At 64.4% G+C, this 14,265-nt stretch carries 13 protein-coding genes and 1 other RNA gene; 4 read left to right on the top strand and 10 right to left on the bottom strand.

Features of this window, described 5'->3' with window-relative positions:
- Both CLV47_RS21690 and CLV47_RS21685 read left to right on the top strand, forming a co-directional pair.
- Nucleotides 1-249, top strand: a 249-nt coding sequence (locus CLV47_RS21690; RefSeq protein ID WP_272946817.1) for an acyl-CoA dehydrogenase family protein, incomplete at its 5' end; no start/stop codon positions are given.
- Nucleotides 250-315: 66 nt separating this feature from the next.
- Nucleotides 316-1,191, top strand: coding sequence for an alpha/beta fold hydrolase (locus CLV47_RS21685; RefSeq protein ID WP_106351218.1), 876 nt, complete (start codon nt 316-318; stop codon nt 1,189-1,191).
- Between the two features lie 5 nt (nt 1,192-1,196).
- On the opposite strand, the gene CLV47_RS21680 is transcribed toward CLV47_RS21685, so the two are convergent.
- Nucleotides 1,197-2,156, bottom strand: coding sequence for an SDR family NAD(P)-dependent oxidoreductase (locus CLV47_RS21680; protein WP_106351217.1), 960 nt, complete (start codon nt 2,154-2,156; stop codon nt 1,197-1,199).
- A 90-nt stretch (nt 2,157-2,246) separates the two neighbouring features.
- Nucleotides 2,247-2,945 carry a transglutaminase-like domain-containing protein gene (locus CLV47_RS21675; RefSeq protein ID WP_106351216.1) on the bottom strand — a complete coding sequence of 233 codons (699 nt, stop codon included), beginning with the start codon at nt 2,943-2,945 and terminating at the stop codon, nt 2,247-2,249.
- 108 nt (nt 2,946-3,053) lie between these two features.
- Here CLV47_RS21675 and CLV47_RS21670 point away from each other — a divergent pair, with 108 nt between their 5' ends.
- Nucleotides 3,054-5,414 (top strand): enoyl-CoA hydratase-related protein, encoded by a 2,361-nt coding sequence (locus tag CLV47_RS21670; protein WP_106351219.1) that lies wholly within the window; start codon nt 3,054-3,056, stop codon nt 5,412-5,414.
- A gap of 4 nt (nt 5,415-5,418) precedes the next feature.
- Here the strand turns inward: CLV47_RS21670 and CLV47_RS21665 are convergent, their stop codons facing one another.
- The 8 genes from CLV47_RS21665 to CLV47_RS21630 form a co-directional block, all read right to left on the bottom strand.
- The gene (locus tag CLV47_RS21665; RefSeq protein WP_106351215.1) at nt 5,419-7,026 is read right to left on the bottom strand and encodes an amidohydrolase; all 1,608 of its coding nucleotides are present in this window, start codon (nt 7,024-7,026) and stop codon (nt 5,419-5,421) included.
- Nucleotides 7,027-7,197: 171 nt separating this feature from the next.
- Nucleotides 7,198-7,571: a transfer-messenger RNA gene (gene ssrA, locus CLV47_RS21660) on the bottom strand.
- A 90-nt stretch (nt 7,572-7,661) separates the two neighbouring features.
- Nucleotides 7,662-8,552 carry an amidohydrolase family protein gene (locus CLV47_RS21655; protein ID WP_106351214.1) on the bottom strand — a complete coding sequence of 297 codons (891 nt, stop codon included), beginning with the start codon at nt 8,550-8,552 and terminating at the stop codon, nt 7,662-7,664.
- Between the two features lie 21 nt (nt 8,553-8,573).
- Nucleotides 8,574-9,050: an SsrA-binding protein SmpB gene (smpB, locus tag CLV47_RS21650; protein ID WP_106351213.1), complete on the bottom strand. Its 477-nt coding sequence runs from the start codon at nt 9,048-9,050 to the stop codon at nt 8,574-8,576.
- A 30-nt stretch (nt 9,051-9,080) separates the two neighbouring features.
- Entirely contained in the window at nt 9,081-10,001 is a 921-nt protein-coding gene (gene ftsX, locus CLV47_RS21645) for a permease-like cell division protein FtsX (RefSeq protein ID WP_106351212.1), read from the bottom strand.
- A gap of 73 nt (nt 10,002-10,074) precedes the next feature.
- Nucleotides 10,075-10,764 (bottom strand): cell division ATP-binding protein FtsE, encoded by a 690-nt coding sequence (gene ftsE / locus CLV47_RS21640; RefSeq protein ID WP_106351211.1) that lies wholly within the window; start codon nt 10,762-10,764, stop codon nt 10,075-10,077.
- A gap of 123 nt (nt 10,765-10,887) precedes the next feature.
- Nucleotides 10,888-12,000, bottom strand: a complete 1,113-nt coding sequence (gene prfB / locus CLV47_RS21635; RefSeq protein WP_106351210.1) for a peptide chain release factor 2 — start codon at nt 11,998-12,000, stop codon at nt 10,888-10,890.
- A gap of 6 nt (nt 12,001-12,006) precedes the next feature.
- On the bottom strand, nt 12,007-12,891 hold the full coding sequence (locus tag CLV47_RS21630) for a coiled-coil domain-containing protein (RefSeq protein WP_106351209.1): 885 nt from the start codon (nt 12,889-12,891) through the stop codon (nt 12,007-12,009).
- Nucleotides 12,892-13,019: 128 nt separating this feature from the next.
- Between CLV47_RS21630 and CLV47_RS21625 the strand changes: the two genes are divergently transcribed.
- Complete coding sequence (locus CLV47_RS21625; protein ID WP_106351208.1) at nt 13,020-14,024, top strand: aldo/keto reductase family protein; 1,005 nt, start codon at nt 13,020-13,022, stop codon at nt 14,022-14,024.
- Nucleotides 14,025-14,265 lie beyond the last annotated feature (241 nt).

Genomic DNA, 14,265 nt, shown 5'->3' with positions numbered 1-14,265 from the left:
GCGGCGAAGGCGATGGACGTGCTTGGTAACAAGGAAGCACGCGTGTGGGTGTCGATGGTGAAGGCCATGGTGCCGGAGAAGGCCTGCCAGATCATCGATCAGGCGATCCAGATCCACGGCGCGACCGGCATCTCCCAGTGGTCCCCGCTATCGGGCCTCTACACCGACGTCCGCCACCTGCGGTTCGCCGACGGACCGGACGAAGTCCACCACATGGTCGTCGGACGGCACGAACTCGCACAGCACTAGTAACCCAACAAAGGAGCCCCGGCCAGACTGGTCGGGGCTCCTTTGCGTTGCGGCTACACTCGCGAAATGGAGACCACTGAGCGCACGATTGAAGCCAACGGGATCGCCTTCTCCGTCATCGAAGCCGGCGACGGGCCACTCGCGCTCCTACTCCATGGATTTCCCGACCACAACCGATCTTGGATACCGCTGATCACGTCGCTCGCCGACGCCGGATGGCACGCCGTCGCTCCTGCAATGCGCGGATACTCGCCCACCGGACCCGCACCAGACGGCTGCTACCAGGCGTGGGCGCTCGGCAGCGATGCGGTGGCGCTGATCGAAGCGCTCGGTCACGACAGCGCCGTACTCATCGGCCACGACTGGGGCGCGTCCGCGGCGTACGCCGCGACCAGACAAGCACCTGAGCGTGTCAGCAAACTTGTCACCATGTCGGTCCCGCACGGCCCGCAACTCGGCAAGTCGTTCGTCACGAACGCTGAGCAGCAGCGCCGCAGCTGGTACATGTTCTTCTTCCAGATGCCGTTCGCCGAGCTCGCCGTCCAGCACGAAGACTTCGTATTCATCGACCGGCTTTGGGCAGAATGGTCCCCGGGGTACGACGCACCGGCCGCCGAGCGCGCCGCTTTAAAGCACATGTTCGCCGGCGACGGAGTCCTGACAAATACGCTGGCCTACTACCGTCAGACCTTCTCCCCCACGCCCGACCATCCCGAATGGGCTGCCCGGCAGGCAGAATCGGCCGGCCCGATCACGGTCCCAACGCTCTACCTGCATGGCGCCGACGACGGCTGCATCGGACCCGAGGTCAGCGAAGGGATGGACGCATCGTTCCCGGCCGGTCTACGTCGCATCGTCGTGCCCAACGCGGGACATTTCCTGCAAGTAGAACAACCAGAGGTCGTCGCCGAGCACGTGACAGCGTTTCTCGGCGCGCCCTGATCTAGCTACAAGCCGCCAAGGCCCCAGCCGACCTCGGAGGTGAAGGAGTCGTAGAACTCGACGGTGTAAGCGCTCTCGGGGTCGCTACGCACCCGCCGGTCGAGTTCGTGCGCGTCGTCTCCAACGAGGATCCGCCACTGATCCGCGCGTACGCCGTCGAGAATGATGCGCGCTGCCTGAGCCGCGGTTGTGGGCGCCTTCTCGGCAAAGTGCCGCGCCTGTTCATCGACGAACTGCTGGATGTCGTCATCGGAGAGACGATCGACGTCGACACCCGCCGTGGCCATGCGTGCCCGCGCCCCCGCCAATTCGACAGCGGACAGCTGGTCGGACGAATTACCGGTGAAGATCTTGCGCGAGTTAGCGACGATCCCGGTCCCTATATGTCCGGGCATCACCACTGCACAGGTGACGTGCGGCGCGTTGTTGCGTAGATCCGTGATGAGCGCTTCGGTGAAGCCCTTGACGGCGAACTTCGCGGCCGAGTACGACGTGTGCGGTGAACGCGGCCCGAGACTGGCCCAGAATCCATTGACACTCGAGGTATTGACGATCCGCGCCTGGTCGGCGGCCACCAACAGCGGGAGAAATGTACGTACGCCGAGGTAGACGCCGCCCCAGTCGATATTGAAGGTCCGTTCCCACGTCGCCCGATCGTCCGTGAAAAAGCTACCACCGCCACCGATACCGGCATTGTTGAAGAGCAGATGAATGTGGTCGGTCTGATGTTGCGCGCGGATGTCGGCGGCCGCTCCAATCAGCTGCTGCTCGTCCGCGACGTCCACGACGTGTGTAGTCAGACGTACGCCGTCCGCGACCGCGGTTGCCTTGGTGTCTGCAAGACCCGATTCCGAGATATCGATTGCGGCGACGTGCGCGCCGGATGCCATTAACTGATGTACCAACTGCCGGCCCATGCCATCTCCGGCACCGGTAACGACCGCAATCCGACCTGCTAGCTCCATATTCCGCCTCCAGCTGTTGTGCGTTATGAACCTTTTGCGAAAGGTAGCAGCCCGAACAGCACCGTGGCGAGGGTCGCGCTCAACGTGACGTCAGGAGCTGAACGCCTCGTCCACGACCTCAGCGGTTGAAACATCCTTGAACGCCGTCCCATATGCCTGCTCAAAGGCGACGAACATGTCATCAAGCGGAAGATCGGTGAAATCGCCGTGGTAGTTGACGTACTCCATGTGCCGGTTGCCTGATTCGTCGTATCCGTGCATCAGCGCGTCGTCGTGTCCGTTGAACTCGAGGACCTTCGTCCCGAAGCGCTCGCATAGTTCCCTGTTGAACGCCGAGCTGGCTTTACGCCAGGCGCCGTCGATCCAGATCACCGAATAGCCATGGTAGACAAACAGATCAGTGCCCATCTTTTCCAACAGTTTGGCGCTCTGCAGGTGGTTGCGTACGTCGGCAAAACCCAGCCCGGCAGGGATTCCGGCGGATCGGCACAATGCGGTGAGAAGGACAGACTTCGGAACGCACCAGTTAGATTTGCTTTTCAACACGGTGCTTGCGCGAAAGTCCGCCGGATCGTAGGACACGTTGTAGGGGTCGTAACGCCAGCCGTCCCGCACCGCGTTGAACAGCGCCACCGCCTTCTCCCGGCTCGAGCCGGCTCCTGCCTCGTTGATCACCGCGGCGGCGTACTCGACGACTTCTGGCGCATCCGAGTCGACAAACCACGTGGGCGAAGTGCACGCCTGTTGCGGCGGCGTGGCAAGCGGGTGAACGACGATCTGCTGTGTCATGGCCCCATTCTTGCACCGTTTCGTGACGCTTTGCAGACCTGAGCCCGGATGCGAGCCCGGCCATTGTTTAGCATCACTAAGTACACCCCCGAGGATGGAGACCTGCACATGTCAATCTCGCCCTCGACCCCGATCATCGTCGGTGTCGGCCAGTTCACCGAACGCATCGGCTCGCCGGAGTACGCCGCCCTGTCGTCCGCGGACATCGCGGCGCGCGCGGCGGAACGCGCTTTCGCCGACGCGAAGTCACTTGACTCGCTGGGCCAGCACGTCGACGCCATCGCGACCACCCGCACGTTCGAAGACTCGACGCCGAGACGAGCGCAGCCGTTCGGCAAGACCGACAATTTTCCCCGTTCCGTGGCGAGTCGACTCGGCATCGCCCCGCGCGTCGCGGTCTTGGAGAAGGCGGGCGGCAATACCCCGCAGCAGCTCGTGACCGAGTTCGCGGAACGACTCTCCACCGGAGAGTTCCGGATGGTGCTGCTCGCTGGCGGGGAGAACATCTCCACAGCGCGCTGGCTTCAGAAGTCCGGGGAGAGCGCCGACTGGTCCGAGACCGTCGAAGGTAGCGTCGAGAACCGCGGCATGGGCATGACCGGACTGGCGTACCGCTACAACATGAGTCACGGCGTGGTCGGCGCGCCGCCAAGTTACGCGCTGTGCGAGACCGCGCGCCGCGGACGACTCGGCCAGGCACCCGATGAGTACCTCGCTGAGATGGGGCGGCTGTTCGCGCCGTTCACCGAGGTCGCGGCCGCGAACCCGTATTCGTCGTCGGACGTCACCGCAAGTACGCCGAACGAGCTCACCACTGTTGGCGAGCGCAACCGGATGATCGCCTCGCCGTACCCGCTGCGCCTTGTCGCACGAGATCAGGTCAACCAGGGCGCGGCCGTCGTACTCACGACAGTGGGCACCGCACGCGAACTGGGTATCGCCGAAAGTCAGTGGATCTATCTGCACGGCCACGCTGCCGTTGCCGAACGCGAGCTTATGCAGCGACAGGACCTCGGCCGCTACCCCGCCGCCGTGCTTGCTTGCGAGGAAGCGCTGCGGCAGAGCGGGATCACCATCGATGAGGTGACCTACTTCGACTTCTACAGCTGCTTCCCGGTCGCCGTGTCCAGCGTCGCTATCGACGGCCTGGGGCTGAGCGCCGACGACCCGCGCGGGCTTACGCTCACCGGTGGCCTTCCGTACTTCGGTGGCCCCGGCAACAACTACTCGATGCACGCGATCTGCACGGCCGTCGAGCGGACGAGGCAGGACCCCGGGTCGTATGGGTTCGTCGGCGCGAACGGCGGCTACCTGTCGAAGTACGCCGTAGGCATCTACTCCAGCAAACCGGCCGAGTTCGTCGCCTCCGACAATGCGCGCCTTCAGAAAGTGGTCGACGGCTGGGATGCGCCCGCACGGGAGGAGAGGCCGGACGGCTGGGCCACCATCGAGACCTACACGGTCGTGTACTCCAAAACAGGGCCGGACTTCGCGGTGGTGGTCGGCCGGACCGCCGGCGGGAATCGGTTCCTTGCCCGGACCGACGCGGGTGACAGTGACACCGTTGCGCAGGTCGTCGCCGACGATGCGCTCGGCAAGAAGGTCTTCGTCCGGCACACCAGCCGCGGCAACCGTTTTGCGTTCACCGAGGAACGGATCGAGCAGCTGCTTCCCCGGCGTACGCCGGCATTCCGCGAATCCTATGAGTATGCGATTGTCGAGCGTGACGGTCATCTGCTGCAGGTGACGATCAACCGCCCCGAGGTGCGCAACAGCCTGCATCCCATGGCCAGCGACGAACTGGCCGAGATCTGGGACGCGTTCGAGGCCGACCCTGACCTGTGGGTGGCGATCTTGACCGGCGCCGGTACGGCGGCGTTCTCGTCCGGCAACGACTTGAAGTACACCGCGGCCGGCAACGAGCGGTGGCTGCCGCTGACCGGATTCGGCGGGATCACGGCGCGGGCCCGGACCAAGCCGGTCATCGCCGCGGTCAATGGGTTCGCGATGGGCGGCGGCACCGAGATGGCGCTCGCCTGCGACATCGTGGTCGCGGACGAGACCGCGTCCTTTGCCTTGAGCGAAGTACGCGTGGGCTTGGTAGCCGCTGCCGGCGGACTAGTGCGCCTTCCGCGTCAGATCCCGAAGAAGGTCGCGGCCGAGCACATCCTGACCGGTCGCGCGATCCTCGCTGCCGATGCGTTGCGCCTCGGTCTGGTCAATCGGGTCATGCCGGCGGGCGCGGCGGTCCAAGGCGCGCGAGAAATCGCTGAGGAGATTCTGGCGGTGTCGCCCACATCCGTGCGCATATCGATGCGCGTCATGGCCGAGGCCGATGAGTATCCGTCCGAAGCCGCCGCGATGGCTGCCCCAGCGGCGTACATGGACGACTTGATGACCACCGAGGACTACCTCGAAGGACCGAAAGCGTTCGCCGAAAAACGCCCACCGGTCTGGAAGAACCGCTAGTAGCTCAAGCGGTGTAGACGGCCCGGCCGCCGACGTACGTCGCCCGCACTCCGATCGACGAGATGCCGGCCGGGTCGGCGGTCAGCGGATTGTCGTCGAGTACGACGAAGTCGGCGAGGTAGCCGGGTTCGATCCGGCCCTTACGTCCTGCGTCGCCGCACGCCTCCGCCGACTCCAGCGTGAACACCCGCAGCGCCTCGGCGGCACTGATCCGCTGCTTCTCACCGACCACGACGCCGTCGTCGGCGCCCGCACGGGTGACGAGCGACTGCAGTCCGAGCAGCGGTTCGATCGGCCCGCAGGGGTAGTCCGATGAGGCCGCGACCGTTACTCCGGCGTCGAGGAACGATCGGTGCGCGAACATCCGGTCCACTCGATCCTCGCCGTACCAGGCATTCAGCGCGCCACCGTGGTACGCCGCATAACCGGCAAACGGGACGGCGATCATCTCGAGGGCCTTCATCCGCGCCAGGATCTCATCGTCAATCAGCGAGCAGTGTTCGATCCGGTGCCGCAGGCCCGGACGCGGTGTCGCCTTCTGCGCCGCCTCCACGGCGTCGAGCACGATCCGGATCGCCGCGTCACCATTAGCGTGTACGCCGACGCGCATGCCGGCATCGTGCACGCGCGCGACGTCGGCCATCAGTTTATTGGTCGGCGTGGTTTGGACCGGCGTACCGCTTCCGTCCCGGAACGGCTCGGACAGCAGACAGGTGCGTCCTCCGATCGCACCATCGACGAACATCTTGATGCCGATAAGTCGCAGCCAGTCGTCACCGAACCCGCTCGCGAGCCCAAGTGCGGCCACCTTGTCGTAATGCTCGATCGTGACCAGCATGCCCAGCCGCAGCGTCAACTCACCGGCAGATCGCACCGCGGAGAACATCGCGATGTCGTCCGGCCTGACCAGCGCGTCGCACACCGACGTCAGACCGGCCGCATTCCAAGCCTGTGAAGCACGAACAACCCCGCGCTGCAAGTCCAGCGGACTGCTGGCAGGGATATTCGACCCGACGTTCGCATCCGCCGGCAACGCGACATTCATCAACGCACGCTCGACCAGTCGTCCGTTGAGACGCCCGTCCGGGAAACGGTCATACGAGCCGCCCTCCGGGTCCGCGGTGGACTCGTCGATACCGAGACGGGCCAGCGCCGCGGAGTTGACCACGCCCCAGTGTGCGGCGACTTGCGTCACGAGTACCGGATGGTCGGGCGCGACCTTGTCGAGCGCGTCACGGCTCAGTGCGCCGGTTTTTTGGTCGTCGTACCGGCTGCCCCGGATCCACTGGCCCGCCGGCGTCTGTGCCGCCTCGCGCGCGATCGCGGCGAGCAGGCCGTCGACAGTGGCGACGGCTTGATGCGACAGGTCGAGGTGCAGCACATCCTCCGCGGTCATCGCCAGGTGCGCGTGGGCGTCGTGGAATCCGGGCACGATCACCGTGTCACCGAAGTCGACGATCTCGGCGGCCGGATAACGGTCGGCGAGTTCGGCGACGGTTCCAGTTGCCACGATCTGCTCAGCGGTGACCGCGAACGCGTCCGGTTCCGGCCCGCGGGTGGTCTGCGCAATGATCTGGCGAGCGCGATAGATGGTCGGGGTGGACTCAAGCATGGACGGGTCTCCTCAGTCCGGCGATAACCACGGCAAGGCTACCGCGGGACGCGCCTGCTCGTCGTACGGCGCCCAACCGGCCCTCGCGGTCCGGACGAAATCGACCCAAATGAGGTAGAACACGAGAATGGCCACCTCCCGATTGGGAAGGTGGCCATCTCGTCGTACTTCTCGTGGAGGTGCCGGGAATCGAACCCGGGTCCTTCGGCGGTTTGATAGGGCTTCTCCGAGCGCAGTGCACTATGCCTCTACTCGGCCCCCGCATTCGTGTGCACAAGATGCGGTGACGGGCCCAGTCGCTGTGAAATGTCCCGCGCGACCCCGCGACCGGGTCGGTTGGTGATCCTCCTAGTCGATGCCAGGGTCCGGGCCGGAGGCCTCCCGGTCTGACAGACTCGCTCTACCGCTTAGGCAGCAAGAGCGAAGTCGCGCTGATTAGAATCGGCGCTTAATTGGTTACGACATTATTGGTTTACGAGATCATCGTCGTCTTCCTCGGCTCGCTTCACCTATCTCGACGTCCGAAGTCGAGACCGTTCACCCCCTGGTCATTGGAATCCGCTTTTTGCGGCGGACTTGTCATCTTACCGTTGTCGAACGCGCAACCGCCACTGGTTAATTCCGGCGTCGCGCCACTAGCCGGTCAGGCCCATCAACCGGGCGCCGTTATGCCAGAGCACCGAGCGCATCCATTCGTCGCCGAGGCCCAGCCGGTCGAGCGCCTCGATCTGGTGGGCGTAGTGGTATGGGATGTTCGGGAAGTCGCTGCCGAGCACCACCTTGTCCTTCAGGTCGGCCAGCTTGGCGACGTACCCCGGCCCGAATGGAGTGGTCTTGTTGATGAAGTCGGTATTGGCCATCGTGGTGTCCAGGTGCACGTTGTCGTATTTGAACGCGAGGTCGGCGAACGCGTCGTACTCGCTCATGCCCAGGTGAGCGATGACAAAGGTGAGCTTTGGGAACCTTTTGAGTACGTCGGCGACGGCCTCTGGACCGGTGAACTCGCCGACGTTGGGGGCGGAGCCCGCATGGATGACGATCGGCACGCCGGCATCCTCGAGGACTCCCCAAGCGGGATCGAGCAGCGGGTCGGCCGGGCTGAAGACACCGACCTGCACGTGCACCTTAAACAGCCGCGCGCCGTCCGCCAGCGCGGCCGCGACGTAATCGCCGACCCCCTCCTCGGGGTAAAGCGTCGCGGAGTGCACCGCGTCCGGCACCCGTGCCGCGAACTGCGAGCACCAGCCGTTGAGCCACTGCGCCATTTGCGGCTTGTGCGGGTAGGTCAGCGACGGGATCCCGCGCAGCCCGAACGATCGCACGAGCTTGAGTCGCATTTCCTCGTCGTACCGGTACTGGATCGGCCAGTGGCGTCCGAACTTCTCGGTGCCTGCATCAAAGAACGCCCACACTTTCTTGAGCATGTTCGGCGGCAGGAAATGTACGTGGATGTCTGCCAGGCCGGGTAGGCCCAGGCCCTGCCAGTACGCCGGGACTTCGAGATCGTCGAGGGGAGGTTTCGTCACGAGCTCGAGGCTACGTCACGCCTAGCTCATGCCCTTGTTGCGGCGTCCGAGAGCGCGCTGAATCTCCCGGTCGGCGTCGCGCTTGGCCATGTCCTGGCGCTTGTCGTAGAGCTTCTTACCGCGCCCGATGCCGATCTCCACCTTGACCTTGCCGTCTTTGAAGTACATCGACAACGGCACGATCGCCAGACCGCTTTCCTTGAGCTGGTCCTCGATCTTGGTGATCTCCCGTGCATGCAGCAGCATTTTGCGGACTCGCCGCGGCTCGTGGTTGGTCCACGACCCTTGTGTGTACTCGGGAATGTGCACATGGTGGAGGAAGATCTCGCCACGGTCGACGATGCCGAAGGAGTCGGCCATGTTGGCCTTTCCTTCGCGCAGCGTCTTGACCTCTGTCCCGCGCAGCGCCAAGCCCGCCTCGTAGGTGTCGAGGATCGCGTAGTTGTGCCGCGCTTTGCGGTTGCTCGCGATGAGCTTGTGTCCAGTCTCTTTAGGCATCCGTCGATTATCCGTCGCGGGACAAGCGAATTACTGGCGGACGTACAGGCGGAGAGTGACCCAGGCTGTCACCGCGGCGAGCAACGCTCCGGCGGCGATCATGAGGGGTGAGACCGCCCAGATATCGCCCGCGGTAATCGGTGGAATCGTGCCCGATTTGATCATCGAGGCAAAGGATCTCTCGATCAATAGCGCCTTGGTGACAAACAGGCCGCCCACCGCGAGAGCGGCCCCGAATATGCCGGCGACCGCCGCCTCGATAACGAAGGGCACCTGCGTGTACCACCGCGACGCGCCCACCAGGCGCATGATGCCGGTTTCGGTTCTTCGGGTGAACGCGGCTAGCTGCACCGTGTTGGAGATCAGCAGCAAGGCGGCTATCGCGCCCGCTGCGGCGATGGCGATGGTGGCGTTACGCAGGCCGTTGAGCACCGAGAAGAGGCGATCAAGGACCTGCCCTTCGTCTCGGACGGTATCGACCCCCGCCATGTATTTAGGCTGCCCGTCGGCAGTCTTTCCTTCGGTGAAGGACTTTTTGATGATGTCGTACCGCTCGGCGTTCACGAGGGAGACGCGGTAGGACTCCGGAAGGGCTTCCTTCGGCGTGTTCTGCACGAGCTCAGGCTGGGCGGCGAACTGCTTCTTGAAGCGCTTGTACGCTTCGTCGCGGCTCTCGGAGAAGTAGTTTTTGACTTCACCGTCGCTCTTAAGCTTGTCGAGCTCTTTCTCGATGCCCTGCTTCTGTTCGGCGGTGACGTCCTGGGTGAGGAAGATTGATACCTGCACCTTGTCGTAATAGATCGTCTTCATCGCGCTGATCTCGCGGGCGATGAGCAGACCTGCGCCGAGCAGCCCGAGCGAAATCGCGGTCGTCAGGATCATGGCGATCGTCATCGTCAGGTTGCGCCGCAGACCGGCGGCAACCTCAGACAAAATGAACTTCAGGCGCATTGGTTCCTCAGGATCGGATCGAACGGCAGGGTAGCTACCGCGTTAGGAATGGTTGACGGCGTCGCGACGGTGGTCACCGGCCGACGCCGTACACACCTCGGGTCTGGTCGCGCGCAACGGTGCCGGAGTCCAGCTCGATGACTCGGCGGCGCATCGCGTCAACGATGTTGGAGTCGTGGGTGGCCATCAGCACCGTCGTACCGGTGCGGTTGATCCGCTCCAACAACAGCATGATGTCCTGGCTGGTTTCCGGGTCAAGGTTGCCGGTCGGCTCATCGGCCAGCAGCACCAGCGGGCGGTTGACGAACGCGCGGGCGATGGCCACGCGCTGCTGCTCGCCACCGGACAACTCGTGCGGCATGCGGTTGGCTTTGCCCTCCAGCCCGACCAGGTCGAGCACCTCGGGGACGACCTTCTTGATCGTGTGTTTCGGTTTGTTGATGACCTGCAACGCGAAGGCGATGTTTTCGCTGACCGTCTTGTTTTTCAGCAGCCGGAAGTCCTGGAACACGCACCCCATAGTGCGGCGCAGCTTCGGCACTTGCCAGTTGCTCATCTTGTTGAGGTGCTTGCCGGAGACCCACAGCTCGCCCTTGGAAGGCACTTCCTCCCGCAGGAGCAGTTGAAGGAATGTCGACTTGCCTGACCCAGACGGACCGATCAGAAAGACGAATTCGCCCTTCTCGATCTCGACAGAGATATTGTCCAATGCGGGACGGGTACTCGTCGAGTAGAACTTGCTGACGTTTTCAAGTCGAATCACAACAGAGCATCCTACCGAAGTTGTAACCAAAACGTAGTTTATGAGCCGCCTGGCGCCGGTTCTGTGGGCGATGTCGCGATTCGGGCCAACGCGCTTGGCACCGCAAATTGCGCTAGAAACGAGCTAGTCTGCCGAGGTAGCGGTGTTTCGGCGCCACCGGATGCCCGCTTCGAGGAATCCGTCGATGTCGCCGTCGAACACAGCCTGCGGGTTACCTACCTCATAGTCGGTGCGTAGATCCTTCACCATTTGGTAGGGGTGTACGACGTACGAGCGCATCTGGTTGCCCCACGAGTTGCCGCCGTCGCCCTTGAGCGCGTCGATCTTGGCCTGCTGTTCCTGGCGGGTGCGTTCGAGAAGCTTGGCTTGCAGGACCGTCATCGCCGAGGCTTTGTTCTGCAGCTGGGAGCGTTCGTTCTGGCACGACACCACGATGCCGGACGGGATGTGGGTGATCCGGACTGCCGAGTCGGTGGTGTTGACGCCCTGGCCGCCCGGACCGCTTGCCCGGTAGACGTCCACCCGGATCTCGTCGTCCGGGATGTCTATCGCGTCGGTCTGCTCGACTACCGGCACGACCTCGACACCGGCGAACGACGTCTGGCGCCTCCCCTGGTTGTCGAACGGCGAGATTCGCACCAGCCGGTGCGTGCCCTGCTCGACCGACAACGTGCCGTAGGCGTACGGAGCGTGAATTGCGAACGTGGTCGACTTGATGCCGGCTTCCTCGGCGTACGACGTCTCATAGACATCAGTTTTGTAGCCCTTGCCCTCGGCCCAGCGCAGATACATCCGCATCAGCATCTCGGCCCAGTCCGCCGCGTCGACGCCGCCGGCCTCGGATCGGATCGTGATCAACGCGTCGCGTTCGTCGTACTCTCCGGAAAGTAGGGTGCGCACCTCGAGCTCGTCGATCTGCTTGTGGACTTCGCGCAGCTCTTTGAGCACATCGGCGTGCGCATCCGCGTCGTCCTCGGCCTCGGCCAGCTCAAGCAGGATGCTGACGTCGTCAAGCTTGGTGCGGATCCGCTCGGCCCCCTGGACCGTTGACTGCAACCTCGACAGCTTGCTGGTGACCGCCTGCGCCTTCTCTTGGTCGTCCCACAGGTTGGGCATGCCCGCCTCGGTCTCTAGCTCCTCGATCTCCTTGCGTTTGGAGTCGAGGTCGAGGACCGACTCGATGGTTTTCAGCGTCGAGTCGAGGGCGGCGATTTCGGCAGGTACGTCAGTGGACACAGTTCATCAGGGTACGTCGTCGCCGACCCGGGCCTCGAGGGCGGCGCTGGCCCGCTCGGCGGTTAGCCGCGCCGCGTCGTACTGTTCACGGGCTCGGCGCAGTCGATCGCGGGCCGCGGCCAGGTCGAGCTCGACCGCATCGCGTTCCCGCCGTAGCGCGCCCAGCTGCCGCTCGAGATCATCGAGTTCCTCGTCGATCTGGGTATCGCGAGCCTCGAACCGCGTCACGTCACGCTGGGCTGCATCCAGGCGCTCCTGGGCCTTGCGCTGTTTCCGCGTCGCGGACCGCGCATCCTCGATCGCGGCTAGCCGGGCACGCTCGTCGTCTTCGGACTCCTCCAACGCCGGCACGACATGCAGCAGCGCTCGAGCCGATCCGATCGCGTCCGGTACGGCGACGAACTGGGACACGTCAAGCTCATCGAGCCCGCTACTTGGCAGCGCCTTGATCAGCAACGCGGTGCGCACGGCGCGGGCGGCGTACTCGTCGATCATGGCCGCGTGCAGGGTCTGCTCGACCTGCGTCGCGACCGGCTCGGTGACCTCGACGCCGCGCTCACGGGCGTTGTCGCGGGCCTGCCGGGTGACCGCGGCGGTCAGCTTGCGCCGCTGGGCGCCGAGCTCGCGCAGCTGGCGCGCATCGAGCAGTTCCTGCGCCTGGCGCAGCTCCTCGCCCAGGGCCAGGACCCGTTCGACGTGCTCGGGCTCGTCGCGCACCAGGATATTGACTACCCAAGCGGCCAACGACGGGCGCGGCAGCGCGCCGATGGCCTTCGCCAGGGCCGCGTCGACGGCGCGCGTCTGCTTCGCACGCGCATTGCGCGCGGCCGTGAACTCACCCACCGGGAGCGCGTAGAGCTCGTCGGCCACGCTCTTGAGGTCGGCCGTCATGCGCTGAGCATACGGTCGGGGTTTCGCGCCGTACCACTGATTAACGCGACGGGACTAGATTTGACTGCGTGCCTCATGCGGCACGACGTACCCACGACATCACGTACCGACGAGAAAGACGGCCACACGTGCAATTCAGGTATCTCGGCAACAGCGGACTCAAAGTTTCGGAACTGACCTACGGCAACTGGCTCACGCACGGCTCGCAAGTGGAGAACGACGTCGCGGTCACCTGCGTCCGCGCCGCGCTCGATGCGGGCATCACCACGTTCGACACCGCCGACACTTACGCCAACACCGCGGCCGAGCAGGTGCTCGGCGACGCGCTCAAGGGCGAACGGCGCGAGTCGCTGGAAATCTTCACTAAGGTCTATTGGCCGACAGGTCCGAAGGGACACAACGACACCGGCCTGTCGCGCAAACACATTCTCGAGTCGATCAACGGTTCACTGCGCCGGCTACAGACCGACCACGTCGACCTGTACCAGGCGCACCGGTACGACGTCGAGACGCCGCTCGAGGAGACGATGCAGGCGTTCGCGGACGTCGTACGCGCCGGCAAGGCCCTGTACATAGGTGTCAGCGAGTGGACCGCCGAGGAAATCCGGCGCGGACACGCACTGGCCAAGGAGCTCGGCGTCCAGCTGATCTCCAACCAGCCGCAGTACTCGATGCTGTGGCGCGTCATCGAGCCGGAGATCGTCCCGACGTCCGAGGAGCTCGGCCTGTCGCAGATCGTCTGGTCGCCGATCGCGCAAGGCGTGCTGACCGGCAAGTACCTGCCTGGGCAGGCGCCACCGGAGGGTTCGCGCGCGACCGACGACAAGGGCGGCGCGAACATGATCAAGCGGTGGATGAACGACGACGTCCTCACCCGGGTGCAGCAGTTACGACCAATCGCGGACGAGCTTGGGCTGTCGATGGCGCAGCTCGCGTTGGCGTGGGTGCTGCGCAACGACAACGTCGCCTCAGCGATCGTCGGCGCGTCGCGGCCGGAGCAGGTCACCGACAACGTGAAGGCCGTCGGCGTGACGCTTGAGGACGACGTAATGAAGAAGATCGACGACGTACTCGGAGACCTTCCCACCACCGATCCGTCGAAAGTGTCCTCGATTCCCGGCCGGGTGGTCTAAACCCTGGGTTCCGGTGAGAACCCGCGATCCGTCACGAATGTCCGGCCGTCCGTCACGAATGTCCCGCCGTCCGTCACGAATGTCCGGCCGTCCGTCACGAATGTCCGCCGATCCGTCGCGGCCGTTCGCATACATTTGTGCTGTTTCGGAACCTGTCAACCTGTTTGGAGTCGTTCGTCGGTGATGGGGTGGTTGATTCCCACGCTCGCGAGTGGGGACTTCACCACTGGTGGATGGGTGA

It is taken from the genome of Antricoccus suffuscus (genome assembly GCF_003003235.1).
Classification (GTDB): domain Bacteria; phylum Actinomycetota; class Actinomycetes; order Mycobacteriales; family Antricoccaceae; genus Antricoccus; species Antricoccus suffuscus.
The sequence above is the reverse complement of the archived record's forward strand: the minus strand, read 5'-3'. Positions and strand labels throughout refer to the sequence as shown.

What these genes read in the sequence shown, in the direction of transcription:
- smpB (WP_106351213.1), bottom strand. Translation starts at nt 9,050, where the DNA reads ATGCCTAAAGAGACTGGACACAAGCTCATCGCGAGCAACCGCAAAGCG.
- CLV47_RS21670 (WP_106351219.1), top strand. Translation starts at nt 3,054, where the DNA reads ATGTCAATCTCGCCCTCGACCCCGATCATCGTCGGTGTCGGCCAGTTC.
- CLV47_RS21630 (WP_106351209.1), bottom strand. Translation starts at nt 12,891, where the DNA reads ATGACGGCCGACCTCAAGAGCGTGGCCGACGAGCTCTACGCGCTCCCG.
- CLV47_RS21675 (WP_106351216.1), bottom strand. Translation starts at nt 2,945, where the DNA reads ATGACACAGCAGATCGTCGTTCACCCGCTTGCCACGCCGCCGCAACAG.
- CLV47_RS21665 (WP_106351215.1), bottom strand. Translation starts at nt 7,026, where the DNA reads ATGCTTGAGTCCACCCCGACCATCTATCGCGCTCGCCAGATCATTGCG.
- CLV47_RS21680 (WP_106351217.1), bottom strand. Translation starts at nt 2,156, where the DNA reads ATGGAGCTAGCAGGTCGGATTGCGGTCGTTACCGGTGCCGGAGATGGC.
- CLV47_RS21685 (WP_106351218.1), top strand. Translation starts at nt 316, where the DNA reads ATGGAGACCACTGAGCGCACGATTGAAGCCAACGGGATCGCCTTCTCC.
- ftsX (WP_106351212.1), bottom strand. Translation starts at nt 10,001, where the DNA reads ATGCGCCTGAAGTTCATTTTGTCTGAGGTTGCCGCCGGTCTGCGGCGC.